General features: G+C 43.9%; 25 protein-coding genes and 1 tRNA gene. 18 read left to right on the forward strand and 8 right to left on the reverse strand.

Annotated features, from left to right (window positions below):
• The first annotated feature begins 89 nt into the window (after nucleotides 1-89).
• The gene (selA, locus tag CXF83_RS03635; RefSeq protein ID WP_101090355.1) at nucleotides 90-1,514 is read left to right on the forward strand and encodes an L-seryl-tRNA(Sec) selenium transferase; all 1,425 of its coding nucleotides are present in this window, start codon (nucleotides 90-92) and stop codon (nucleotides 1,512-1,514) included.
• Nucleotides 1,511-3,418 carry a selenocysteine-specific translation elongation factor gene (gene selB / locus CXF83_RS03640; protein ID WP_101090354.1) on the forward strand — a complete coding sequence of 636 codons (1,908 nt, stop codon included), beginning with the start codon at nucleotides 1,511-1,513 and terminating at the stop codon, nucleotides 3,416-3,418. The genes selA and selB overlap by 4 nt, the downstream gene beginning before the upstream one ends.
• On the opposite strand, the gene CXF83_RS22460 is transcribed toward selB, so the two are convergent.
• A tRNA-Sec gene (locus CXF83_RS22460) sits at nucleotides 3,396-3,490 on the reverse strand. The genes selB and CXF83_RS22460 overlap by 23 nt on opposite strands.
• Nucleotides 3,491-3,637: 147 nt before the next feature.
• On the opposite strand from CXF83_RS22460, the gene fdhD reads away from it, so the two are divergent.
• The 5 genes from fdhD to CXF83_RS03665 all read left to right on the forward strand — a co-directional run bounded on the left by fdhD (nucleotide 3,638) and on the right by CXF83_RS03665 (nucleotide 7,501).
• Nucleotides 3,638-4,501, forward strand: coding sequence for a formate dehydrogenase accessory sulfurtransferase FdhD (fdhD, locus tag CXF83_RS03645; RefSeq protein ID WP_101090353.1), 864 nt, complete (start codon nucleotides 3,638-3,640; stop codon nucleotides 4,499-4,501).
• Nucleotides 4,502-4,523: 22 nt separating this feature from the next.
• Nucleotides 4,524-5,780, forward strand: coding sequence for a selenium metabolism membrane protein YedE/FdhT (gene yedE / locus CXF83_RS03650; RefSeq protein WP_101090352.1), 1,257 nt, complete (start codon nucleotides 4,524-4,526; stop codon nucleotides 5,778-5,780).
• 61 nt (nucleotides 5,781-5,841) lie between these two features.
• Complete coding sequence (yedF, locus tag CXF83_RS03655; protein WP_101090351.1) at nucleotides 5,842-6,078, forward strand: sulfurtransferase-like selenium metabolism protein YedF; 237 nt, start codon at nucleotides 5,842-5,844, stop codon at nucleotides 6,076-6,078.
• A 328-nt stretch (nucleotides 6,079-6,406) separates the two neighbouring features.
• Complete coding sequence (locus CXF83_RS03660; RefSeq protein ID WP_101090350.1) at nucleotides 6,407-7,063, forward strand: thiol:disulfide interchange protein DsbA/DsbL; 657 nt, start codon at nucleotides 6,407-6,409, stop codon at nucleotides 7,061-7,063.
• A 30-nt stretch (nucleotides 7,064-7,093) separates the two neighbouring features.
• A complete protein-coding gene (locus tag CXF83_RS03665) occupies nucleotides 7,094-7,501 on the forward strand; it encodes a thiol-disulfide oxidoreductase DCC family protein (protein ID WP_101090349.1) in 408 nt (135 codons plus the stop codon).
• Between the two features lie 82 nt (nucleotides 7,502-7,583).
• Here the strand turns inward: CXF83_RS03665 and CXF83_RS03670 are convergent, their stop codons facing one another.
• The 3 genes from CXF83_RS03670 to CXF83_RS03680 form a co-directional block, all read right to left on the reverse strand.
• On the reverse strand, nucleotides 7,584-8,318 hold the full coding sequence (locus CXF83_RS03670; protein ID WP_101090348.1) for a YebC/PmpR family DNA-binding transcriptional regulator: 735 nt from the start codon (nucleotides 8,316-8,318) through the stop codon (nucleotides 7,584-7,586).
• 158 nt (nucleotides 8,319-8,476) lie between these two features.
• A complete protein-coding gene (locus CXF83_RS03675) occupies nucleotides 8,477-8,995 on the reverse strand; it encodes a hypothetical protein (RefSeq protein WP_101090347.1) in 519 nt (172 codons plus the stop codon).
• A gap of 118 nt (nucleotides 8,996-9,113) precedes the next feature.
• Nucleotides 9,114-10,019 carry a LysR family transcriptional regulator gene (locus CXF83_RS03680; RefSeq protein ID WP_101090346.1) on the reverse strand — a complete coding sequence of 302 codons (906 nt, stop codon included), beginning with the start codon at nucleotides 10,017-10,019 and terminating at the stop codon, nucleotides 9,114-9,116.
• 122 nt (nucleotides 10,020-10,141) lie between these two features.
• Here CXF83_RS03680 and CXF83_RS03685 point away from each other — a divergent pair, with 122 nt between their 5' ends.
• Nucleotides 10,142-10,507: a nuclear transport factor 2 family protein gene (locus tag CXF83_RS03685; protein ID WP_101090345.1), complete on the forward strand. Its 366-nt coding sequence runs from the start codon at nucleotides 10,142-10,144 to the stop codon at nucleotides 10,505-10,507.
• 108 nt (nucleotides 10,508-10,615) lie between these two features.
• Here CXF83_RS03685 and CXF83_RS03690 read toward each other — a convergent pair whose 3' ends face one another.
• Nucleotides 10,616-11,557 (reverse strand): LysR family transcriptional regulator, encoded by a 942-nt coding sequence (locus CXF83_RS03690; protein WP_101090344.1) that lies wholly within the window; start codon nucleotides 11,555-11,557, stop codon nucleotides 10,616-10,618.
• Between the two features lie 126 nt (nucleotides 11,558-11,683).
• Here CXF83_RS03690 and CXF83_RS03695 point away from each other — a divergent pair, with 126 nt between their 5' ends.
• The 5 genes from CXF83_RS03695 (at nucleotide 11,684) to CXF83_RS03715 (ending at nucleotide 16,588) form a co-directional block, all read left to right on the forward strand.
• On the forward strand, nucleotides 11,684-12,757 hold the full coding sequence (locus CXF83_RS03695; RefSeq protein WP_101090343.1) for an HlyD family secretion protein: 1,074 nt from the start codon (nucleotides 11,684-11,686) through the stop codon (nucleotides 12,755-12,757).
• Nucleotides 12,757-14,343, forward strand: coding sequence for a DHA2 family efflux MFS transporter permease subunit (locus CXF83_RS03700; protein ID WP_101090342.1), 1,587 nt, complete (start codon nucleotides 12,757-12,759; stop codon nucleotides 14,341-14,343). Before CXF83_RS03695 ends, CXF83_RS03700 begins: the two co-directional genes overlap by 1 nt.
• Nucleotides 14,344-14,691: 348 nt before the next feature.
• A complete protein-coding gene (locus CXF83_RS03705) occupies nucleotides 14,692-15,177 on the forward strand; it encodes a GNAT family N-acetyltransferase (RefSeq protein WP_101090341.1) in 486 nt (161 codons plus the stop codon).
• Nucleotides 15,159-15,476 carry a putative quinol monooxygenase gene (locus tag CXF83_RS03710; protein WP_101090340.1) on the forward strand — a complete coding sequence of 106 codons (318 nt, stop codon included), beginning with the start codon at nucleotides 15,159-15,161 and terminating at the stop codon, nucleotides 15,474-15,476. The genes CXF83_RS03705 and CXF83_RS03710 overlap by 19 nt, the downstream gene beginning before the upstream one ends.
• Nucleotides 15,477-15,703: 227 nt before the next feature.
• Nucleotides 15,704-16,588, forward strand: a complete 885-nt coding sequence (locus CXF83_RS03715; RefSeq protein ID WP_101090383.1) for a radical SAM protein — start codon at nucleotides 15,704-15,706, stop codon at nucleotides 16,586-16,588.
• A gap of 38 nt (nucleotides 16,589-16,626) precedes the next feature.
• On the opposite strand, the gene CXF83_RS03720 is transcribed toward CXF83_RS03715, so the two are convergent.
• Nucleotides 16,627-17,463, reverse strand: coding sequence for a mechanosensitive ion channel family protein (locus tag CXF83_RS03720; RefSeq protein ID WP_101090339.1), 837 nt, complete (start codon nucleotides 17,461-17,463; stop codon nucleotides 16,627-16,629).
• Nucleotides 17,464-17,674: 211 nt separating this feature from the next.
• Here CXF83_RS03720 and CXF83_RS03725 point away from each other — a divergent pair, with 211 nt between their 5' ends.
• The gene (locus tag CXF83_RS03725; protein WP_101090338.1) at nucleotides 17,675-18,133 is read left to right on the forward strand and encodes a hypothetical protein; all 459 of its coding nucleotides are present in this window, start codon (nucleotides 17,675-17,677) and stop codon (nucleotides 18,131-18,133) included.
• 48 nt (nucleotides 18,134-18,181) lie between these two features.
• Here the strand turns inward: CXF83_RS03725 and CXF83_RS03730 are convergent, their stop codons facing one another.
• Nucleotides 18,182-18,397, reverse strand: coding sequence for a YdcH family protein (locus CXF83_RS03730; RefSeq protein WP_101090337.1), 216 nt, complete (start codon nucleotides 18,395-18,397; stop codon nucleotides 18,182-18,184).
• A gap of 390 nt (nucleotides 18,398-18,787) precedes the next feature.
• On the opposite strand from CXF83_RS03730, the gene udp reads away from it, so the two are divergent.
• Entirely contained in the window at nucleotides 18,788-19,546 is a 759-nt protein-coding gene (gene udp / locus CXF83_RS03735; RefSeq protein WP_101090336.1) for a uridine phosphorylase, read from the forward strand.
• Between the two features lie 95 nt (nucleotides 19,547-19,641).
• Here the strand turns inward: udp and CXF83_RS03740 are convergent, their stop codons facing one another.
• Nucleotides 19,642-20,394, reverse strand: a complete 753-nt coding sequence (locus CXF83_RS03740; RefSeq protein ID WP_101090335.1) for an ion channel protein Tsx — start codon at nucleotides 20,392-20,394, stop codon at nucleotides 19,642-19,644.
• A 438-nt stretch (nucleotides 20,395-20,832) separates the two neighbouring features.
• On the opposite strand from CXF83_RS03740, the gene CXF83_RS03745 reads away from it, so the two are divergent.
• From CXF83_RS03745 to CXF83_RS03755, 3 genes are read left to right on the forward strand one after another with little or no spacing between them, the layout of a single operon-like run.
• Nucleotides 20,833-21,309: an NfeD family protein gene (locus tag CXF83_RS03745; protein ID WP_101090334.1), complete on the forward strand. Its 477-nt coding sequence runs from the start codon at nucleotides 20,833-20,835 to the stop codon at nucleotides 21,307-21,309.
• A gap of 41 nt (nucleotides 21,310-21,350) precedes the next feature.
• On the forward strand, nucleotides 21,351-22,280 hold the full coding sequence (locus CXF83_RS03750) for an SPFH domain-containing protein (RefSeq protein ID WP_101090333.1): 930 nt from the start codon (nucleotides 21,351-21,353) through the stop codon (nucleotides 22,278-22,280).
• Nucleotides 22,280-23,221 (forward strand): SPFH domain-containing protein, encoded by a 942-nt coding sequence (locus tag CXF83_RS03755; RefSeq protein WP_101090332.1) that lies wholly within the window; start codon nucleotides 22,280-22,282, stop codon nucleotides 23,219-23,221. Before CXF83_RS03750 ends, CXF83_RS03755 begins: the two co-directional genes overlap by 1 nt.
• Nucleotides 23,222-23,373 lie beyond the last annotated feature (152 nt).

The raw sequence follows: 23,373 nt of genomic DNA on the forward strand, positions 1-23,373 counted from the left end.
GGCTGATTCCAGATAACGGAGTCAGTCGCACTGATTTTTATTCCAGTAAGTTCAGTGACAACTGAATAGAAATTTATAGACATTATCAGATGACCTCAGCAATCGACACTACCGCCGCACTTTACCGTTCACTGCCAGCCATGGACAGCCTATTGCTGCATAAGGCCGTGCTAAAACTCAGGCTAGAGTATGGCGATACTTGGGTTAAGAGCCAACTCAACAGCTTGCTTAATCAGGCAAGAGAGCTTATCGCTCAGCAGAGTAAACTCCCGGACTACTGCGGGGCACCTGAGGCGATCATAAAAGAGTTAACCCATAAATTATTAGACGGTCAACGCCACAGTCTACAAGCGGTATGGAACCTGACGGGGACCATATTGCACACCAACCTCGGACGTTCGCAACTGAGTGAAGCGGCAATTTCTGCCGTCACTAAGGTGATGCGTTACCCGACGCCCTTAGAGTTTGAACTGGAGGCTGGCAAGCGTGGTCACCGTGATCAAGCGATAGGCAAGATATTGCAGCAGTTAACCGGTTCTCAGAGTTGCTGTCTGGTGAATAACAACGCCGCAGCCGTACTTTTGATGCTTTCAGGGGTTGCGGCGGGTAAAGAGGTTATTGTCTCACGTGGCGAGCTAGTGGAAATTGGTGGTGCCTTTCGCATCCCTGATATTATGCGTCAAGCTGGTTGCACTTTAATTGAAGTTGGCAGTACTAACCGCACGCATCTACGCGACTACGAAGCGGCGATCACTGAAAACACCGCCGCCATAATGAAAGTTCACACTAGTAACTATCATATCCAAGGTTTTACTGCGGCGGTGGATGAAAAACGCTTGGCCACGCTCTGCCAGCAACACCGGATCCCACTGATCTCAGATCTGGGAAGTGGTGCGCTGACCGATCTGAGTCAGTTTGGCTTAGGCGATGAACCCACGCCGCAAAACATGCTCACTGATGGCGTCAACTTGGTCAGTTTTTCTGGTGATAAATTACTCGGTGGTCCACAGGCTGGGCTCATCGTTGGCGACAAAAAACTCATTGATAAACTGCAGCAACATCCATTAAAACGCGCACTGCGTTGCGACAAGATGACGCTAGCTGCTCTCGAAGCGACTCTATTGCTCTACCGAAACCCTAAGCGGCTCAATGAAGAGTTGCCTATGCTGAGAAAAATGTCTCGTTCACTGGCCGAACTGGAGCAAGTGGGCCAGCAGATGATGGCTGAATTACCTGAATATTTTGCCTCGCACTTCACCTTGGCGATCACCGCAAGCCAAACTCAGGTCGGCAGTGGCTCCCAGCCAGAGACTCTACTGGAATCTTTGGCACTGACCTTCACACCGACGACTAATAGCCAATACCGTATTCATCAGTTAGAGCAAAAGTTTAAGCAGCAAGATAAACCTATCATAGGTCGAATGGCCAATAACCAATATTGGTTGGATCTTCGCGGTGTCGAACAGGAAACTAGCTTAATCAATGCCCTAAGACAGGTTGGACAAAGCTTATGATCATCGTGACTGCGGGTCATGTTGATCACGGCAAGACGAGTCTTATTCAAGCCCTTACGGGGACCGATGCCGATAGACTGCCTGAAGAGAAGAAACGCGGCATGACCATCGAACTCGGTTACGCCTTTATGAAGGTGATTGATGATCAACGTCTGGCTTTTGTTGATGTTCCTGGGCATGAAAAGTTTATCAATACCATGCTGGCGGGGGTGAGTTGTGCTAAGCATGCCTTGCTAATCATCGCTTGCGATGACGGAGTCATGCCTCAAACAACTGAACATTTAGCAATTTTACAGCTGCTGGATCTTGAAAACCTAATCGTGGTGCTGACTAAGCAAGATCGAGTCGATAGCGCAAGAGTTGAAGCCGTTAAGGTGCAAGTGGGTGAACTGCTGGAGCAATACCGAAGGCAGAGCCCTATTTATGTAGTATCGGCGTTGACTGGCGCGGGTATTCCCGCACTCAGTCAGGCAATCAAACAGCTTGCGCTCACTCAGGTCAATGCGCTTAGTCAGCTAAGCCTACAAACCAGCTTTCGCATGGCTATTGATCGGGTTTTTACGGTCAAAGGTGCAGGTCTGGTGGCTACCGGTACAGTGATAAGCGGTCAGGTGAGTGAAGGCCAAAGCCTCTACCTTTCAAAACAGAGTAATGCTGTTAAAGTCAGAACTCTGCATAGCCAAGGTCAGGTTAGTCGCCTTGCCCACAGTGGCCAGCGTGTCGCAGTTAACTTAACCGGTGTTAATCAACATAGTGGTGCTCAACGTGGTGACTGGCTAACAGCATTAGCCCCAATGGCAGCGCCCAAGGTCATTTGCGGCGTACTCGATAGCTGTCTGCCGTTCAAACATTGGCAAAGCGTGCAAATTCACTTAGCTAATAGCCATACCACGGCGCGCATCGGCTTATTAAAAATACTGCCCAACAATCAGGCATTGATCGAGCTCCAGTGCGAGCAGGCGCTACCTTGTGTGGAACAAGATAGGATCATCGTGCGCGACGCTGCAGCGAAAATCACACTTGGGGCGATGCGAGTACTCGACCTTTCTCCGCTAAAACGAGGCAAGCGTAGTCCTGAACGGCTGAGTTACTTAAGTAAACTTAAAGACTGCACCACAATCACTGCCAGTTTACAGGCGCAAATCGCCGAGCATTGTATAGCAAAGTCAGATTTTATGTGGGCCAATCAGTTGACTGGGCAACACGATGTCTTATTGCATAATAAAGAGGTGGTTGAAGTTGCAGGCTACTTATTATCAGCACAGCTTAATAGCCACATAGAGGCGCAACTATTAGCGCAGATAAGTGACTATCATCACGCATCGCCCGAATTATTGGGGCTAACCATCAATCGTTTACAACGCATGACCCATGGCCAATATCCATTGGCCGTTTTGAGCTATATCAGCGATAGCCTCTGCCTGCAAAAACGTCTGCATTACACTAGGGGCTTATTACACCTGCCACGGCATAACTTAGCGCTATCGGATAATGAGCAGCAACTATGGCTGCTGATAAAGCAGCAGATGCTAATGGCTAGGGGGCCGTTATGGTCATCAGAGCTTGCAGCTGGGCACTACTTGGACTTGAGCATCGTGCGTCAGCTTTGTCGCAAGCTCATTCAATTGGGGTACATTTCTGCAATTATTAAAGATCGTTATGTGCTAACTGAAAACCTTTATTTTTATGCCAATGTTATTCGTGAACAGATCAATATACATGGAGAAATAAAAACCGCTGATTTTAATTCCATCATTAAATTAGGCAGAAAAGTCAGCATTCAACTTTTAGAGTTTTATGATCGCAGTGGATTAACTTGGAGAAAGCAAAAGGATAATTCTAGAGTCATAAAAGATAGCAGTGTTTTTATATTAAGTGATTTGGCGGAAGAACATAGGAGTTGAACCTACCCGGGACTGCTGGCAGCCCCACCTGGATTTGAAATCCAGACGTTTCACCGGAAACGACGTTCTTCCTTAACACTTGCGAGAATAATAGATAATTGTTTGTAATTAAACAATATCAGTAGTTTCTATATTTAATAAATGTGAGTCCAACAATCATTTATCGATATGAATGATGAACAGTGGGACATTATTTACCAGAACAAATGGAAAATAGCTATGACGGAACTTGTGTGTGGGCTCAATAATATTACTGAACAGACTAAAGTGACTTGTTTTCGAAATGATAGAGAGCAATCATTAATAGAAACCGTCGCAAAAGAGGTGAGGGTTGCGTTGATCTATAATGGTATCTCTCATGTAGTAATGATGGCCAGCCCAACTGCATTAAAAGAGTTTGCCATTGGTTTTAGTTTGTCTGAATCCATTATTGATGACATTAAAGATATTCGTTCAATCGACATCGAGACCATAGAAACGGGTATTTTGGTGCATATAGCGATTAGCCCACGCAGCTTTCTACATCTTAAAGCTCATAGGCGTAGCCTTGCGGGTCGAACGGGCTGCGGACTTTGTGGTGTAGAACAGATAGAGCAAGCTGTTAAACCGATTGTAAAAGTCACAGGCACTGAAAAGTTTAATTTAAACAGTCTAAAAAAGGCCTTATCTAGTTTACATCAGCATCAAACTGCATTTAATTTGACCGGAGCCACACATGCTGCTGCCATGTTGTCTGCAGAAGGTGATATTATATCTTGCTTCGAAGATGTGGGACGTCATGTCGCGTTAGATAAATTAATTGGTCATATATCTTCTGATAATAAATATCGCCAGTCGGCATTATTATTAACCAGTCGAGCCAGTTTTGAAATGGTACAAAAAGCCGCCATTTCAAACATTAGCATTGTATTTGCAATTTCTTCCGCAACTTCGTTAGCAATAGAGATAGCTCAAAAATCTAATATTACCTTAGTCGGATTCTGTCGTGAAAACAGAGTGACAATATATACCCATCCAGAAAGGTTATATCTGTGTAATGAAACGCTAAGTAATGTTAACAATAATAACTTGGCTGTAATGTAAAATAAGTTTTGGTAATTTAAATATGTGGTTAACGTTTAAAAATAAGTTCTTTATTCAATTTTGGTCTCCTTTTGCTGCAGTGATTGCTGCCGGTATTTTGTCGACCTATTTTTTTGGCCTAACGGGTTCCCTCTGGGCGGTGACCGGCGAGTTTACGCGCTGGGGTGGGCATATAATGCAATGGTTTGGCGCCGAGCCAGAGACATGGCAGTACTTTAAAATTATAGGCCTCGAAGGGACACCATTAGATCGGGTTGGTGGGGTAATGATTATTGGCATGTTCGGCGGGTGTTTAGCCGCGGTATTGTGGGCGAACAACATGAAACTGCGTATGCCAAGCAGTAAAAAGCGTATCGGGCAAGCGCTGATCGGCGGCATGATTGCTGGTTTTGGCGCGCGTTTGGCCATGGGGTGTAATCTGGCGGCGTTCTTCACTGGTATTCCACAGTTTACCTTGCATGCATGGCTATTTGCGTTTGCGGCGGCGGCAGGCACCTATATTGGTGCCAAGATTACTCTATTACCCTTTTTCCGCTCAAGCGCAATCGTTAAACCGGGTGGCTTGAAGAAAGTGATAAAGCCTAATCCTAATCAAGTGCAGAATCGTTTTCGATTAGGTTGGGTGGTGTTTGCTGCGATAGTCGCTGGCTCATTTTATATTATGAGTAGCTCTACCAAGCTGGGTTTCGCGATGTTGATGGGGATTGTGTTTGGTTTGTTAATTGAACGGGCACAGATCTGTTTTACGTCTGCTTTCAGAGATATGTGGATAACAGGTCGTACTCACATGGCGAAAGCGATCATCTTGGGCATGGCTGTCAGTGTTATCGGGATCTATAGCTATGTGCAGCTTGGAATGACACCAAAAACCCTTTGGGCGGGTCCAAATGCGCTGATAGGCGGCTTATTGTTTGGTATCGGGATCGTTATCGCAGGTGGCTGTGAAACGGGCTGGATGTACCGCGCATTGGAAGGGCAAATTCATTTTTGGTGGGTGGGTATTGGCAATATTATTGGTGCGACCATTTTAGCTTATTACTGGGATGTCTTTTCGGCACCGTTGGCAACGAATTGGGATAAGGTGAATTTGCTGGATGTCTTCGGTCCATTAGGTGGGTTAGGCGTGACGTATTTGCTACTGGCGCTCTCTTTCGGATTGATTTTATTGTGGGAAAGGCACTTTTTTAAAAAGCAGCGAAGTTTGAAAAATGCAAACTTCTCACCCGTTGTGTCACAACCTGATGTGGTTATTGCAATGGCAAAAACACTGCCGTTATAAACAAATTTACTTTATTATCAGCTCAAGGTGACTTGAGCTGACTTTTGCTGAGGAGCAAAGTATGACCGAGTCTGTTGTGGCCGATTACAATTTAGAAATCTATGGTGAACCTTGCCCTTATCCTGCGGTTGCTACGCTTGAGGCTATGGCGTCATTAAAGCCTGGAGAAGTGTTAGAAGTGCTCACTGATTGCTCGCAATCGATCAATAATATCCCTAGTGATGCACGCAATCATGGCTATGAAGTACTTGATATTAGCCAGCAAGGTGTGATGCTGCGTTTTTTGATAAGACGATAATAGTCACAACGTTGTCATGTTGCTGCGTTTGATAAAGCGGCTGATACAAGGGCATCGACTTTCTTCGGTTTGTGCGTCGTCTAGGTAAAAACTTATGCCGTAGATAACGGTAGGGCGGAGTGGCGATAGCAATGCAGCAGTCCGGCTAGCAACATCTTGTTGCTCGCCGCTATGTTTTTAACTGCTAGTCATAAAGCATTATTATTAAAGGCACTCATTGAGTGCCTTTTTTATGCTAATTTATAAGGTAATAGCTTACAAATTAGCATGGAAAATCTGCAATTATAGACTCTTGCTAGCTTTCAATTATCACATCGTAAGGATACATATGAATAAACTACTCACACTATTGCTACTGACCTTTATGGTTGCAGGTTGCGGTGACAATAAGGTTGTCGATACTGCTTCAGGTTACATTGAAGGTGTTAATTATCGGACACTTGCTACGCCAATTGCGACGGACAGTGAACAAATAGAAGTGATGGAGTTTTTCTGGTACGGCTGCCCGCATTGCGAGTCATTTGAAAAACCATTACACCAATGGCAAAAGGTGATGCCTGAGGGCGTTCAGCTCGTTCAATCTCCGGCGATATGGAATGAACCGATGAAGCTGCACGCGAAGGTGTTTTTCATTGTACAGAATATGCCAAATAATCAGCCGATCCATGCTGCACTATTCGCTGAGATTATGGACTTACGTGAGGTTCGAGATCTTAAGCTTCAAACCGAAGAGTTGGCTGTTTTCCTAAAAGGCTATGGTCTTAGTGAGGCGGATTTTAAGCAACAACTGTCATCGGTTGAAATCAACAAAAAACTGCAGCGCGCAATCGAGCTTATGTCGCAGTCTAAAATTGAAGGTACACCGTCTATTTTGGTTAATGGTCGGTATTTAGTACTCAATGAGTCGGCGAAAACGGTTGAACAGATAATGGATATTACCAGTTTCCTCGTCGAGAAAGAGAAGGTGCGTTTAGCTGCGCAATAGCGCAAAAGCAGTATAAGAGAGGAGAGTGTCGTGCAATCACAGTCAGAAGTAATCATATTCGATGGCGTTTGTAACTTGTGCCACGCTGCGGTTAATTTTGTGATTAAACACGATAGTGCGGAACGCTTTGTGTTTGCACCACTGCAATCGAATACCGCCAAAAGATACTTGTCTAAGCATGGTGTTACTGACGATGCCTTAGATAGCGTGATATTGATTAAGGCTGATCAATGTTTTTTAAGAAGTGATGCCGCGATAGAAATTGCAAAGTCACTTGATGCGCCTTGGCCGCTATTGCGTTTTATCCGTTTTGTGCCGAAAGTGATTCGTGATGGGCTTTATAATGCCGTGGCTAAACGTCGTTACTCATTATTTGGCACCAGAGCCATATGTATTCTGCCAACGGAAGAGATAAAGCAGCGCTTTATTGAGGATTAATCCCCGTTGCTCTAAACAAAAAAGGCACTCAATGAGTGCCTTTCAATTGCGTAAAATGCCGTTGCATGGCATTAGCGCTAATTTATGCTTCTTCTGGTAACTCGGCATTGTGGTAAACGTTCTGTACGTCATCACAATCTTCAAGTGCAGCAAGGAACCTCTCAAACAGCTCTATCTCTTCAGTATCGGTAACTTGAGTCATCGTTTGCGGAACAAATGTAATCTCTTCCATAACAAAGTCAGTATCAGCCGGCAATTCAGCCGCTAATGCCGTTTTAACTTTAAAGAATTCAGTGTGAGGTGCGTAAACGCTGATCATACCGTCTTCAAGTTCAACGTCGGTTACATCAACGTCTGCCATGATCAACATTTCAAGAATGGCGTCTTCGTCTTCACCCGCAAATACAAATACTGCCTGATGATCGAACATGTGGCCGGCAGTGCCTGGACCACCGAGCTTGGCGCCGTTCTTAACGAATGCTTGGCGGACTTGGGTAAAGGTACGCTTACCGTTGTCGGTTAGGCAATCTGCAATGACCATACAGCCACCAGGACCAAAACCTTCGTAACGAGCACTTTCATAGTCCTCACCACCACCACCACGGGCTTTCTCAATCGCACGCTCAATAACATGAGCGGGTACTTGATCTTTTTTAGCCTTGGAAATCATTTGACGTAACGCTAAGTTACCTTCAGGATCGAAACCACCATTTTTGGCACAAACGTAAAGCTCTTTTCCGTATCGAGAATAGATTTTTGTTTTCTGCCCAGCGGTTTTCGCCATGGATTCTTTCTTGTTTTGGTATGCTCTGCCCATCTTGACCTTTCTCACTAAGCTTTAAAAATTGCAAACGATGTTAGCAGCTTTATTTGTACAAATCAGGGGGCAGGCCTTTAAAAATACAAAAATCTGCTAATTAATATCACTTTCGCGCGTGGTTTTAGCTGCAGAGGTGAGGCATTCTTTAAACCTAATTAAAGTAGATGGTGATTAAAATTCACCTGACGGCTGGCTAACACTGCTGCGGTTATGCGCATCGCCTGATCTATCGCAGTATCGCTTTGTCCTAATGTCTTTAAACTCATGGTATGACTTTGAAAACAGGCGTAGCCGCCATTAACCATCGACACCGCAATACATGCATAGTGATAATCGACTTCATTTTCGACGGCAATATCCGTAAAGGGCCTCAATTGAAGCGACTCTAGATTGCCTCCCGCGTGAATATCAACAAACTGCCGGCTAAAGAAGTAAGGGTTAGTCACAGACATGCGGCTAACGGCATACTGCATTTCACGCTTGGCTTCTGCGCTCAGGTCTCCAACGATGAATTGCACTTGCTTAACAACATCCTCGTCTCTACAGGCTAGCGCTGCAGCCCATGCGACCATTTTGATCGCCGAAGAGGGAAGGTGATTCTCGCTAATTAATACCGATTTAAGCAGTAGACGTTGATCTTCTGACTCATCGGGAAATTGAACAAAGGTAGACATAATGAGCTTCCTCAGGTTTGATAAGTCGTGGATTGATTTTAGTGTATTAATAGCCAATATGTTGCGTGATTAAGCATCCATAGGCTTTTTTTTCCTTGTGTTCGGACCTAAATTTGCTCTATATAAAGTGCCTCATAACGGCTTCGATGGTATGGGTTACCAGTAATGGTGGCTTACGACCAAAATCATGTACGGCGTACACCGCATTCATCGGGCATTGGTAATCAGGGAGCAACATGGCTAGTAGTCCCTGTTGTTCTGCTTGTTTAAACACAAATTCAGGCAGCAATGAAATACCTAAACCCGCTTTGGCTAGTGCACCAACAGCAGAGGAGTTGTCGGTGAACCTGTTGGCAACAAAGTTGAGTTGTTTCAGTGCTTCCGCCTTTCTAATCTTACCATCAGGTAACGGTTCCACTGAATGAGTGACAGTTGCTTTCTGCCAAGAGTTGGCGATGTAATCTAACGATTGCCACTGCTCAGCATCAATCTTCGTTTGATGCTTGTCGATATAGTCAGGGCTGGCGCATATTACATCTCTGAAATGACCTAGCTGGCGTTGCATTAAGTTGCTGGATGGCAGTTTTCCCACTCTAATCACCAGATCGATATCATCACTGAGTAGATCGATACGCTGATCTGCAACTGTGATGGTTGGGCGAATGAGCGGATTATCATTGCAGAGTTGGCTAATCGCTGGGGCGACGATAGAGTCAATTAATGCATGCGGCGCACTGATCCTGATAGGCCCTGCAAGCATCCCCCCGGTATCGCGAGCTTCACGCCAGGCAACCTGAGATATGTCAGCCATCTGCTTGCAGTGTTGATAGAAGTCAGTTCCCGCTGGCGTCAGTTGTTGCTTACGAGTGGTGCGATGCAGCAATTGCACGCCGATCGCAACTTCGAGGCTTTTCAAATGATGGCTCACAACTGATTTCGATAGCGCTAGATTGTCGGCTGCTGCGCTAATAGAGCCAGCATCAACGATCTGTTTGAATATTGCCATATGGCGTAAATGATCCATAGCCCCTCTATATTGTTCTATTTAATCGAACAGTGATTGCGAGATTGCCTAGGTTATCAATGCAAATGTTAACTGTAAACTAACGCTCTATATTATTTATGTGCAGATCCGGGAGCGAGACTATGTCAGCCACATTATTAAACGCAGTTAAGTTAGCAAGTGAAACGTGGAAAAATGGTTTTAATACTCAAGACGCGCAGCAGTGTGCTGCTCAATACGAGGCTAATGCGACTATGAATGCTAGGCCTTTCGGTGAGTTTGTTGGTAGAGATGCGATTGAAGCATTTTGGCAGAACCTCATCAATGAAGGGTTTAACAGTGTTGAATACATTGAGCCACAATTCAGCGTCGTTGATAACAGCACGGTATTGCTAACCTCAGCTTGGAAAATGAATAAAGCCCATGGGGTTATCCATAAAGAACTGTGGGTGCTACAAGATGATGGTTCAGCAAAATTGTCTGATGATGATTTTGAAGTGTTAGGTTAACGCGATTGAGCATGACTTAAACCCAATCAGTGCTTTACTACTAATGTTTATGCACCCTTATCGGGCTCTATTTTGAGCCCTTTTTTTAGTTAGCAATAAACCTGCATGTTACTCTGGTTCGCCAGGTCGTTGAATATAGTCGGGTACCTCAATGATTAAGTCCCGCCACTTTTCAAACAAGTTTTGATATAGAAATTCAGTAAATACGCGGTATTTTCTCGGTAGATAAACGCGCTGCGGCATGCTCATAGTAACGACGCTTTGCTTCATAGGATAGTCTTGAAGAACGGCGACTAATGAGCCATTCTTTATCGCTTCACTGCCTATCACCATAGGAACAGTTGCAATGCCTAACCCCTCAATTGCGGCTTCACGCACCAAGGTAATGTTATTGGTCTCAAGCCTTGATTTGGGTTCAACGGTTAACCATTTTTCACCATTAAACAGGGACCAGCTGTTATCAACGTATGGTGTTGAAAGTCTAATACATTGATGTTGGTTGAGGTCTTCAGGGATCTGTGGGGTACCATTTTGGCTAAGATATTCAGGGCTTGCCATCAGCACTTTAGGTGTGTTTAGCAGAACATAGGTTTGCAGTGCCTGATTCGGTTTTTCAGTGATCTGAAATAAAATATCAATACCTTCGGCTATCACATCGACTTTACGATTTGTCAGTTCAGCTTCAATAGTGATGTGCGGATAGGCGGTGAGAAATTTTGCCAGTACTCGCCCAAAGTACAGCTGGCCTAATTCGATAGGACAGATAATTTTTAGATGACCTTTAATTGACTCCTGGCTGGCACTTAGCTGATCTTCGGCATTTTGCAGATCGGCGAGAATACCATGCACTCTGTGGTAGTAGTTTGCACCGGCCTCAGTGAGTTTTAGCGCTCTTGTGGTTCTAAATAATAGTTGTACTCCTGCGTCTGCTTCTAACTCTGCAATTTTTCGGCTCACTGTTGCCTTGGTGATCCCTAAGGCTTTAGCGGCTTTGGTGAAGCTGCCTTGCTCAACGACTTGAGCAAACATCTGCACTCTATTTAAATCCATTGGTTTAAACTCATGATTGTTACACCTGTGAAACAGTGGGTAATATTTTAACTATCTAATAAATATGTTGTGACAGTAGTAAAATGTACTTCATTAATCAAGGATCCAATGATTGGGGAGTCATATATGTCCAAAAATAGAATGTTTATCGTAATTCCACTGCTGTTTTTGACGGTATTGGCTGGAGGCTACTACTGGTGGAATCATGTGCGTAATTTTGAATCAACAGATAACGCCTATGTCGACGCTGATATCTCTAATATCAGCGTTAAAGTCCCAGGTTATGTTACGGCCACTTTTGTTACAGACAATCAGCATGTCGAGCAAGGGCAGTTATTGGCACAACTTGAAGATAACCAGTACAAGGCTAAAGTGGCGCAAAATGACGCCATACTTGCAAGTGCAAAGGCTGATCTACAAACCTTAGCGGCGCAAGTGGATCTGCAGCGCGCGCTTATTACCCAAGCTCAAGCGGGGGTTGCAGCTGCTGACGCTGAAAAATTGCGTTCATCGCAGCAGCTTAATCGCGCAACGCAGTTAAAAGTCAAAAACTATAGCTCACAAGATACCGTTGATGAAGCCCAAGCGGGTTTTCAGTCAGCGGAGGCACATTTAGATGAAGCCGCAGCCGCTTTGGTCGCTAAGCAACGAGAGCTTGCCGTTTTTAACTCGCAGCTGATTGAGGCTGACTCTAGTGTCGAGCAAGCTAAAGCTGGATTAGCACTGGCAAAAATTCAGTTGGTAGATACGCAGATAACGGCGCCCTTTAGCGGTGTTATTGGTAAGCGTGGCGCGCTGCAGGGCCAATATGTACAACCAGGACAAGCTATCTATAGTTTAGTGCCAGACAATGCGGTGTGGATTACTGCAAATTTCAAAGAAACACAGATAGCACATATGCTGCCGGGGCAAAGCGTATCAGTGGAGTTGGATGCTTTTTCGGGTGAGTCGTTCATTGGTGTTATCGACAGTCTATCGCCAGCATCAGGGGCTAAGTTCAGCTTATTACCTGCTGAAAATGCGACCGGTAATTTCACTAAAATTGTACAGCGTATTCCGGTGAGAATTCGCCTTGAAGGGGCGTCATCTGCAGATCTACAGCAGGTTAGAATCGTTCCAGGACTGAGTGCATTTGTTAAAGTCGACACATCAAATGAAAGCCTAAGTACTGCCGTGGCCTTAAACAAGGCGAGTCAATAATGCCCACTCTGGAGGCGACTCCTTTGGGCGCAAATACAAATATTGAGCAGGTGGAACGTGGTAGTCGTCGTGCCTGGATAGCGGTGTTTGGCGGGCTTATTGGTGCGTTCATGGCCATTTTGGATATTCAAATTACCAATGCGTCAATGAAGGAGATCCAAGGCGGGTTAGGGGCGACATTAGAGGAAGGTTCATGGATTGCGACAGCCTACCTAGTCGCTGAGATGATCGCAATTCCGCTGTCTGGTTGGCTGAGTAAAGGCCTCGATATTAGACGTTATATGCTGTGGAACAGTGCTATTTTTATTGTCGCTTCTCTACTGTGTTCAATCTCATGGAATTTAGAATCGATGATCGCCTTTAGGGCGATGCAAGGGTTCTTTGGCGGGGCGCTCATTCCAATGGCGTTCAGGTTAATTCTTGAATACCTGCCTGATGATAAGCGGGCTGTGGGGATGGCGTTGTTCGGCGTGACGGCTACTTTTGCTCCTTCAATTGGACCGACTCTCGGAGGTTGGTTAACCGCGCAGTTTAGTTGGCATTATCTTTTTTATATCAATGTGCCACCAGGGCTGGTTGTGATGTCGATGTTGGCCTACGGTTTAGTTAAAAAACCGATAAACTGGCCAGAACTTAAAAATGTCGATGTGAGCAGTATTATCACTATGGCGCTGGGGATGGGATGTTTAGAAGTGGTGCTGGAAGAGGGCAACCGTAAAGATTGGTTGGGCTCTGATTTTATCCGCAATCTAGCCATTATATCAGCGGTTAATATTGTTATATTTGTTTATCTTCAACTTAAAAAAACCAATCCGTTAGTGAACCTAAGATTGCTTGCACAGCGAGATTTTGCGCTGTCGACGGTTGCTTATTTTCTGCTGGGCTTGGCACTGTTTTCATCCATCTATATGGTTCCGCTGTATCTATCACAAATCCAAGATTATAACTCTATGGAGATTGGCGAGGTCTTGATGTGGATGGGATTTCCACAGCTACTGATTTTACCTTTTATGCCGAAATTGATGTTGCGATTTGATAACCGTTACCTTGCAGGGTTTGGCTTCTTCATGTTTGGGGTTAGTTATTATATGAACTGCCACATGACGGCTGATTTTGCTGGCCCACAAATGATAGCCTCTATGGTCGTTAGGGCGATTGGTCAGCCGTTTATTATGGTGCCCATCGGTATGTTGGCGACTGCACATATACGCAAAGATGAAAATGCATCAGCCTCAACGGTGCTTAATGTTATGCGTAATCTTGGTGGCGCGGTTGGAATAGCCTTAGTCGCGACCTTAACTGATAATTTGAGCCGTGGTCATTTAGCCCATATTAAAGAGACGTTACCTGCGGTAAGTTCAATGGCGAATGACTATTTGACAGCATCGGCAAATATGCTGCAAGCAGCAGGCTCCGACCCTATAACAGCAGGTCTGCAGGCATCTGCACTGCTGGGGCAAACAATGGCCAAGCAGGCGTCGATTCAAGCTTACAATGATGTGTTTTTTATCATGTCAGGGTTGCTCATGGTGGCTGTTGTTGCAGTGTTGTCGATACGCAAGCCGGTTGCCGTTGCAGCGCATTAATTTGCCCTGGTTCTATGCATGATTAATGCTTATAACGTCGGGCTAGGTGTCTATTTTATAGTGTTAGCGTTTTATAATCAGAATCAAAGTCGCGGCGCTTCGCCCACACGCGAGCCAAGGGGTAAAGCGCTTGTCCCCCTTGGCGAACCCTCAGCGGCCCGTGAGTAAGCGCGTATTAATTAAATCTGCTCTCCAAAGCGGACCTAAACTATGACCTCCAAATCAAAGGTTAAAATTAGATATTTATCTTCACAATAGCCAACCCTTCTTGCTGAAAATTATCTACCTGTATTTGTTGATTTGAAGTGCTAGACTGCAGCACTGACTCGTTGCTATGGAGAGAGACTTTTGTTGTGGAAATCGCTAGCTTTTTCAGAGCTCACGCTGAATGAATTATATGAGCTACTCAAGTTAAGAGTAGATGTATTTGTGGTGGAACAAAACTGTCCGTATCCGGAGCTGGATAATAAAGACAGGCAAAGCCAGACCCAACATTTACTGGGGGTTGACGAGCAAGGTACGATCCAAGCTTATGCGAGAGTGCTTGCTCCAGGGGTGAGTTATCCTGACGCCAGTATTGGCCGAGTGATCGTGTCGGAGGCAGCAAGAGGTGGTGGGATTGCCCATATCTTAATGCAAAAAGCGATCTCTATTTCGCTGAGAAAATGGCCGAAGCATAATATTCAGTTAGGTGGGCAGGAGCACTTAAAAGGTTTTTATCAAAAGCTGGGATTTGAGCCTGTATCTGAAATGTATTTGGAAGATGGGATCCCACATCTCGATATGTTGTTAACCTTGAAGAGTGAAGGAAAAAAATGCCAGATTACAAAGTGAATACTCAGCAGTTAGTATGTGTGGCGACGTTTACCGCCAAGCCTGGGAAAATAGCTGGGTTAGTTGAAGCTTTGTCAGCGCTTATCGCCGATACTCGCCGCGAGAATGGTTGTATTCGTTATGAGCTTAATCTTAGCCGTGATAATGCCGATAAAGTGACTTTTGTGGAAAAATTTGTCGATGAAGCGGCATTTAATAGTCATTGTGAGAAAGAAGCTATTCAACATTACTTTCATCACATCATGCCTGAGCTGGTTGCATCTCACCATGTTGAGACCTATCACCAAGTTATCGTTTAACTTACTTATGTTTTAAAGGTGCACTAGGTGCACCTTTAAGGTTATAACCGCATTAACGAGTCTGTTTTTACTGCACTTCAATATAGGTTTAACACCTCTCCAAGATCATGGTGTCCAACCCACGATTAGCTCCCCTCTAAGCATGTTACACGGCTAATAAAGGTAGTTTTTTAGCGATAAAAGTGTTCAACTTTATACAGCCATTATTTAATCAGCAAAGGTTTACAGTGCTAAATTATATTGAACCTGTATTTCGTCCACCATCGGAGTGGAAATCATTAATTCTGCAAGTGACCAATGGCTGCAGTTGGAACCAATGCAGTTTTTGCGATATGTACACCGCTAACCAAAAACGCTTTCGGGCGCAAAAAATAGATAAAGTCGAACAAGATATTGTTGCTGTGTCCAGCTCAAAGGCACATATATCTCGGGTGTTTTTAGCCGATGGTGATGCGATGACACTTCCTTTCTCCAGGCTGGAAGAGATTTGTTTGTTGATAAAAAAACATCTCCCCGCAGTGACTCGGATCAGTAGCTATTGTCTGCCTCGAAACATCAATAATAAAACACCGGAGCAGTTACAGCGGTTAAAGGAGCTGGGGTTAAGCTTACTCTATATTGGTTGCGAAAGTGGTGATGACGAAGTTTTGCGACGAATCAAAAAGGGTGAAACATTTGCCTCTTCATTGGCTGCTTTACAGAAGATAAAAGCGGCTGGTATAAAATCGTCGGTAATGATCTTAAATGGATTAGGTGGGGTGTCGCTGTCAGTGCAGCACGCGCAGCAATCTGCCAAATTAATGAATGAAGCACAGCCAGAATTTCTGTCAACGTTAGTGGTGACTTTACCACTAGGAACAGAGCGGATGGACGAGGCGTTTGACGGGCATTTTCAGCTGCCGAATCAATTACAGTTATTTGAAGAGATGCGAGTACTACTCAGTAATTTAGAGCTAAACAAAACAATTTTCCGCTCAGATCATGCCTCCAATTACTTGGTGCTGAAAGGTGTTCTTGGCAAAGATAAGCTAGCGTTATTAAGCCAAGTCGAGGCGGCGGTGAATACACCTGAACGCATTCAATTACGGCAAGAGTGGCAGAGAGGTTTGTAACCGCGGCGCAGCCAATGCTACGCCGATGACAAAGTATGTTAAGGCTGTTGAATATGGATCTCTCTCACTGGGCACGGGATCTCTATTTTGGCCTGTTTTAGCGCCTTTATTAAGCTGGAATTTGTTTGGTACTTATCTTGAAAGTAACTCTCGGTGGCGACCCAATAACGGATGCCAATTTCAATGCCGATGCTATTAAAATCATTTATCCCAACTTGTGCATGTTCGCCATTACTGACATGAGGGCTATCCGTCAGTACTTTCGATAGTATGGCGACGACGGCGTCGGGATCTGATTGATAACTAATATTGAGTTCTGTTTCGACTAATTTATTGGCAAAGGAGTTGTGCAGTACTTCTCCAACAATATGCTTATTAGGAACGTTAATCTGTTCTCCCTCTTCGTTAGTTAACACGGTCATGCCTAAGTGGATATCTTTAACTAAGCCACTAACCCCTTTAACTTCAATGGTGTTTCCTACAATGAAAGGGCGAGTCACAATAATCGTAATACCCGCGGCATAGTTGGCTAGCATGCCTTGTAATGCGAGACCTGCACCTAAGGATGCGGCACCAATGGCGGCGACCATGGGGGTCACGCTAATACCGAGCTTCCCTAGCGCGATAACACCCACCAATAAGATCACTAGAATGCGCACAAAATTGCTGGTGAAATTGCTGAGGGTAACGTCTATGTTATGCTTTTCGAAAAGACGGGTGACAAGATTAGAGGCTTTAGCTGCAATCCATAAGCCGACGAGAAAAATCAGCGCGGCACCTAAGAGACTAAAGCTATATTGCACGATAAACTCAGTGATCATGCCATAGGCATTTTGCAATTGAGCTATCTCTTGATCTAAACCGGGTTCGTTCATTGATTTGTCCTTTAATACAACATTTTCACTTGGCAGCTTACTGAAGTTAAACTGTTTTGTAACTTGCTATTTACGTTGAAGATACTATCTTTGCAACTTTCAAATAGCTATTTTACGATCCGTGAAGACGATCATGGTTTGCAGTGAACGTTCTGTGACATCAACAAGAATAGGTTATTCTCAAGGCTAATTCTAATTAATGAGATCAACAATGAAAGCAATTATTCTGATTCTATGTAGTTTGCTTGTCACGCCAGTATGGGCAAATACGTATGTTGTTGGTGACCCAATGGAAACCTTAAAACTTCAAGACCAATATGAAGCTGACTATGCGATTGATAGCACTATCAAGCACGTTCTATTCAGTCGTAGCATGGATGGTGGCACACTCATTCAAACAGCGTTAGAGGAGCAACCTGAGCTGTATAAAAAGGGTGATTTGGCTTATGTTGCCGATATTAGTGGTATGCCTTCGCTTATTGCCCGCTTTGTTGCGATCCCACAGTTTAAGCAATTTGCTTATCGAGTGGCGCTCGATCGAGACGGTGAGATCACCAAAGCCTTACCAGCTCAGAAAGATCAAGTGACTCTGATTCAAATTAGCGATAACAAAATTACTCAAATAAGCTATTTTGACTCCGCAGAGTCATTGTTAGAGGCGTTAAAATAAACGTATTAAAAAAGGCGCTATAAGCGCCTTTTTTTAGTTTGCTAATGGTTAAGCAGAATGTCCCTTCAAAATATCGTATATCTCCTCTTTTAAATGCAACTTCTTGAGTTTTAGCTCATGCACTTCAGGGGTGAAATCGCTAGCATCGTGTAACTCCAGATTTTTAATCTCTTCATCGAGTTGATTGTGTTTGTTAAACTTTTTCTGGAAATGAGTATCTGAAGTCTTAAGTTGACTGATTAATTCTCTATATTCTGGAAACATGCAGGCTGTCCTTTTTCTGATATATTTTTCTGATATATTTTTCTGGTTCAACTTTAAACTAGCGCGTTTATTTTGAGCAAGTTGTGAGCTAGATCTCGTTCTGTAATTTTGTATTTAGATCTGGAACTAAAATTTGTTAAGTAATTGTTTTTATTGGATTTACTGGCTGGTTTTTACGCCGAGAGTTTGCGGGTGGATATCAACTGGCACTCTGTAGTGCAGCTGCTATATTTCTATCACTTCTATAAATATTGTTTTGGTAACTAGATTACGACAATTCATTTACTCTTGGCAGAAAAAGTGTGATCGGGTTAACCTTATCGCGGCCGATACTAGGTTAAAGTCGATTTATTAAGAATTTTATAATCAAAATTGAAAGGGGTTTTCACAATGTCTGATGTATTTCATTTAGGCTTAACCAAAGAAATGTTGGATGGTGCTAGCTTGGCGATTGTGCCTGGTGATCCTGAGCGCGTTAAGCGTATTGCCGAGTTAATGGACAATGCGACATTTCTAGCGAGTCATCGCGAGTACACAAGTTATCTAGCATATATTGACGGTAAGCCAGTTGTTGTATGTTCAACAGGAATTGGCGGGCCTTCAACTTCTATTGCGGTTGAAGAACTTGCTCAGTTGGGCGTTCGTACCTTCTTACGTGTAGGTACTACTGGCGCTATTCAACCACAGGTCAATGTTGGTGATGTTATTGTCACTCAAGCGTCTGTTCGCTTAGATGGTGCAAGTTTACATTTTGCACCTATGGAGTTCCCTGCCGTTGCAAACTTTGAATGTACAACGGCTATGGTTGAAGCATGTCGCGATGCAGGTCTAGAACCTCATATCGGGATCACAGCTTCATCAGATACTTTTTACCCAGGACAAGAGCGTTACGATACGGTTTCAGGCCGCATTACGCGTCAGTTCAAAGGGTCTATGCAAGAGTGGCAAGATCTTGGTGTGCTGAACTACGAAATGGAGTCTTCTACTCTGTTTACTATGTGTGCTTCGCAAGGCTGGCGCGCAGCTTGTGTTGCAGGTGTTATTGTTAACCGTACACAACAAGAGATCCCAGATGAAGTTACAATGAAGAAAACAGAAGTTAGTGCTGTTTCTATCGTTGTTGCAGCAGCGAAAAAACTGCTGGCATAATGGGAAAGTATTCCCTATAAGAGGGGTCTATTAGGGAATAAAAAAGGCGCATAATGCGCCTTTTTTTTATGCCATGAACTGGCGTTAAAGCTTGCTTAGAAGTGGTACTTAGCGATCACAGAGTAAGTGTTCTGATCGATACCATCAACGCCATACTTGTTTTTCCAGTAATCATATTCGATACCGACAAACAGCTTATTCTTCTTATGTTCACCGAGAACAACGGCGCCCAGATCATACTTTAGCTGTGGGTTGAAGTGGAAGTTAGTCTCATATGCATCTTCATCTGTGGCAAACACCCAGTCAAAGAAACCATCAAATACGATATTAGAGTCACCGACGGGGAAGTCCATTCTAAATACTGGGGTTAACTGCCAGCCATCACTAATATTGCCACTACCCGTGGCATGTCTGCGATAAGTATTGAGTTGGAAATAACTAAAGTAGGGAACATGAAGATCCATACCAACACCATATAAAAAGCTCTTTACTGGGCCTTCACCCTCTTCGAAGGTAAATGCAGCAGATAGGTCGGTAATCGGGCCCATTGCCACTTTTTTACCTAGAATTTTGCTCGCACTCAAGCGCGTAGATATCTCGCCATAGGTGGTGCTGTCTTTGCCAGCATTTGAGCCGTTAAAGTAGATAACATCTTGGAAAGCAAACCAGTCACCATACTTCCAGTCACCCGCGGTCTCAAAGGTAAATGTTGTTTGTGACTCAGAGGGTGCTAAATCATAATTATCACCGTAAAGCGCGGTTACACTCGCGTCCCACCAGTTAATCATGCTGTCAGCCATTGCAGTTGGACTCACTAATAGCGCTAGGCATAGCCATTTCTTGTTCATCTTAAAACCTTTTTTTAATGCAGCTAACGCTGCTTATTATGTATGCAATATTTACACTCTATGGTGTATTCAATATATAAGGGCAAAAGCTAAGTTGAAACGCGCGTTATTTAGTCGTTTCAATGGCGAGGAATATAGGCTGAAAGTTAGTAATGTTCAAAGGGTTTGTTACGCTTTCTTGCACTAGATTGTAAATATTTTGCTGTAAAAGCCTATGGTGCTTAAAGTTGTGTTGGGCGATGGTGTAACGCAATCGCGCTGACGTTCCATATTAACATGTTTTTATTCAAGTGTTTACTGTTACACTCAAGCGTTGAAGTTACAAATTATCATCGCCTATACTGAATCTCTCTGTTAATGATGGTGACATATTATGTCGCAATAAAAACAGACAGCTGATATAGTCGATATAAGGACTCTTTCATTTCAGGGGGAAATATGGAGTTATCAAATCCTATTTTGATCTGGGCCTGTATAGGCTTATTTCTGATGTTAGCGGAGATTATTTTACCCGGTGGTATTGTTATTCTCCTAGGTGCAGCGTGTTTAGTGGTTGCTGGAGGATTAGCGACTGGGTTGGTTGAAGGTATTGTTCAAAGTCTTACACTTTGGTTCATTACATCTATGGTGTTTATGCTGCTGTTTAGACAAGTCACGCAAAAGCTTGTGGGTGGCGATGCACATGTCGATAATACAGATGAAGAACTCGATCTCTACAATCAACTTGCTACCGTTAAGCAGACCATTGGGCCAGCACAGAAAACGGGCCGTATTGAATTTCAAGGAAGTGAATGGCCCGCATTGGGAGATGGCAGTGAAATTGTTGCTGGTTCTCAAGTTCGGGTGATCTGTAGAGACAATATCGCGTTAGTCGTCGAACCTCTAGCAGACAAAAATGAAGATTTAGCGAAATAAATTAGTCGTTACACTGTCAATATTAGGGAAGGGATCTATACATGTTTATATTTACACTGTTTGTTTTGTTTGTTTTTTTCATTCTTTATAAGTTGTTACTCATTGTCCCTATGCGCGAAGTCAATGTTATTGAGCGCTTAGGTAAATTCCGTGCTGTATTACAGCCGGGTTTTCATTTTTTAATCCCATTTTTTGACCGCGTTGCTTATAAACATGAGATCCGCGAGCAGGTACTCGATGTACCGCCGCAAAGCTGTATCTCAAAAGATAATACTCAGCTTGAAGTTGATGGTCTGGTCTACCTAAAAGTGATGGACGGTAAGCTTGCTAGCTACGGCATTGAGGATTATCGCCGTGCTGCGGTCAATTTAGCGCAAACCACAATGCGATCTGAAATCGGTAAATTGAGCTTAAGCCAGACATTCTCAGAGCGAGATAGTCTTAACGAATCTATTGTACGCGAAATTGATAAAGCCTCTGACCCTTGGGGGATAAAAGTACTTCGTTATGAAATTAAGAATATCACTCCGTCTCGAAAAGTGATCCATACGCTAGAAAAACAGATGGAGGCAGAGCGTCGTAAGCGCGCTGAAATCACTTTGGCTAACGCCGAAAAGGCCGCGATGATAAACCTATCTCAAGGTGAGCGTCAGGAGGCGATTAATTTCTCAGAAGGTGAAAAACAGCGTCGTATTAACGAAGCAAAAGGCATGGGGCAAGAGATCACTATTATTGCTAAAGCGAAAACAGAAGGGATGGAACTTGTTTCGGCTGCACTAGCACTAGATGGCGGTAATGAAGCGATGAATATGCAGTTAAAAGAACAGTTCATCAACCAAATTGGCAAGGTGTTGCATGAGGCCGATGTCTCAATTGTACCAGCGGAATTGGCTAAGCTAGAAGGGTTTTTCGAAGGTATGGAGCAAGTGACTCATGCCGTGTCTGCCAATTCAGTAAAAGGAGCACGCTAATGATTGCTGGAATTAATACTGATTTGATTGTTATGGCAATTTGGGGACTTATTTTTGCGGTCTTCGTGATTAAGTTGTTTCAATCTATTCGATTGGTGCCAACTAAATCAGCTTACATTGTCGAACGCCTCGGCAAATATCATTTGACGCTAGATGCAGGTTTCCATGCATTGGTGCCGTTTGTTGATAAAGTGTCTTACATCCATGACCTTAAAGAAGAAACTATTGATGTTCCACCGCAGGAGTGTTTTTCATGTGATGAGGTCAATGTTGAAGTCGATGGTGTTATCTATATTTCGGTTATCGATCCGGTAAAGGCGAGTTATGGCGTAGTAGATTATCGATTTGCGGCAATTCAGTTGGCACAAACCACGACTCGCTCGGTGATTGGTACGCTTGATCTTGACCGTACATTTGAAGAGCGCGATGTGATTAGCGCCAAAGTGGTTGAGGTGCTTGATCAGGCGGGTGCCATGTGGGGGATCCGTGTTCACCGTTACGAAATTAAAAACATCACTCCGCCTGAAACAGTAAAAAATGCGATGGAGATGCAGGTTAATGCCGAACGTGAGAAGCGTGCACTGCTAGCAAAGAGTGAAGGTGATAAGCAAAGTAAGATTAATCGCTCTGAAGGTGTAAAGGCCGAGACAATTAACCACTCAGAAGGTGAGATGCAGCGCCGGATCAATGAAGCGGAAGGTAAAGGTGAAGAGATCCTAACTATTGCCCGCGCTACAGCCGAATCGATTGAACGCATGGCGGCGGTAATCTCTGCTCCCGGTGGTAAGAATGTGGTGCGGATGCAGCTAGGGGCACAATACCTAAAGCAGATGGATGGGCTTAGCTCTAGTAAGAGTAAGGTTGTTTTACCAGGTAATCTGATGGATTTTGATCACTGGATGAACAGTATAGGCTTAGAGGAGTCGAAGACGGAAAACTAATAATTTTCGTTTATTCAAGCTTTAAGCAATCCACTAAAGATGCTAGTTTTCCCAATGGAATCTAGCATTTTTTTGTCTGATATTTACGTTTAATTGAGTGGGCCAAATGTAGATGGCTAAATATTTAATGCCATGGGTATAGCATGTCACGC

The organism is Shewanella sp. Choline-02u-19 (assembly GCF_002836205.1).
In the GTDB taxonomy this organism is placed as follows: Bacteria; Pseudomonadota; Gammaproteobacteria; order Enterobacterales; family Shewanellaceae; genus Shewanella.

What these genes read in the sequence shown, in the direction of transcription:
- CXF83_RS03670 (WP_101090348.1), bottom strand. Translation starts at nt 8,318, where the DNA reads ATGGGCAGAGCATACCAAAACAAGAAAGAATCCATGGCGAAAACCGCT.
- CXF83_RS03690 (WP_101090344.1), bottom strand. Translation starts at nt 11,557, where the DNA reads ATGGATTTAAATAGAGTGCAGATGTTTGCTCAAGTCGTTGAGCAAGGC.
- CXF83_RS03695 (WP_101090343.1), top strand. Translation starts at nt 11,684, where the DNA reads ATGTCCAAAAATAGAATGTTTATCGTAATTCCACTGCTGTTTTTGACG.
- CXF83_RS03680 (WP_101090346.1), bottom strand. Translation starts at nt 10,019, where the DNA reads ATGGATCATTTACGCCATATGGCAATATTCAAACAGATCGTTGATGCT.
- yedF (WP_101090351.1), top strand. Translation starts at nt 5,842, where the DNA reads ATGACCGAGTCTGTTGTGGCCGATTACAATTTAGAAATCTATGGTGAA.
- yedE (WP_101090352.1), top strand. Translation starts at nt 4,524, where the DNA reads ATGTGGTTAACGTTTAAAAATAAGTTCTTTATTCAATTTTGGTCTCCT.
- selB (WP_101090354.1), top strand. Translation starts at nt 1,511, where the DNA reads ATGATCATCGTGACTGCGGGTCATGTTGATCACGGCAAGACGAGTCTT.
- CXF83_RS03755 (WP_101090332.1), top strand. Translation starts at nt 22,280, where the DNA reads ATGATTGCTGGAATTAATACTGATTTGATTGTTATGGCAATTTGGGGA.
- CXF83_RS03710 (WP_101090340.1), top strand. Translation starts at nt 15,159, where the DNA reads ATGCCAGATTACAAAGTGAATACTCAGCAGTTAGTATGTGTGGCGACG.
- selA (WP_101090355.1), top strand. Translation starts at nt 90, where the DNA reads ATGACCTCAGCAATCGACACTACCGCCGCACTTTACCGTTCACTGCCA.
- CXF83_RS03720 (WP_101090339.1), bottom strand. Translation starts at nt 17,463, where the DNA reads ATGAACGAACCCGGTTTAGATCAAGAGATAGCTCAATTGCAAAATGCC.
- CXF83_RS03740 (WP_101090335.1), bottom strand. Translation starts at nt 20,394, where the DNA reads ATGAACAAGAAATGGCTATGCCTAGCGCTATTAGTGAGTCCAACTGCA.
- CXF83_RS03730 (WP_101090337.1), bottom strand. Translation starts at nt 18,397, where the DNA reads ATGTTTCCAGAATATAGAGAATTAATCAGTCAACTTAAGACTTCAGAT.
- CXF83_RS03675 (WP_101090347.1), bottom strand. Translation starts at nt 8,995, where the DNA reads ATGTCTACCTTTGTTCAATTTCCCGATGAGTCAGAAGATCAACGTCTA.
- CXF83_RS03750 (WP_101090333.1), top strand. Translation starts at nt 21,351, where the DNA reads ATGTTTATATTTACACTGTTTGTTTTGTTTGTTTTTTTCATTCTTTAT.
- CXF83_RS03700 (WP_101090342.1), top strand. Translation starts at nt 12,757, where the DNA reads ATGCCCACTCTGGAGGCGACTCCTTTGGGCGCAAATACAAATATTGAG.
- CXF83_RS03725 (WP_101090338.1), top strand. Translation starts at nt 17,675, where the DNA reads ATGAAAGCAATTATTCTGATTCTATGTAGTTTGCTTGTCACGCCAGTA.
- CXF83_RS03685 (WP_101090345.1), top strand. Translation starts at nt 10,142, where the DNA reads ATGTCAGCCACATTATTAAACGCAGTTAAGTTAGCAAGTGAAACGTGG.
- CXF83_RS03660 (WP_101090350.1), top strand. Translation starts at nt 6,407, where the DNA reads ATGAATAAACTACTCACACTATTGCTACTGACCTTTATGGTTGCAGGT.
- CXF83_RS03745 (WP_101090334.1), top strand. Translation starts at nt 20,833, where the DNA reads ATGGAGTTATCAAATCCTATTTTGATCTGGGCCTGTATAGGCTTATTT.
- udp (WP_101090336.1), top strand. Translation starts at nt 18,788, where the DNA reads ATGTCTGATGTATTTCATTTAGGCTTAACCAAAGAAATGTTGGATGGT.
- fdhD (WP_101090353.1), top strand. Translation starts at nt 3,638, where the DNA reads ATGACGGAACTTGTGTGTGGGCTCAATAATATTACTGAACAGACTAAA.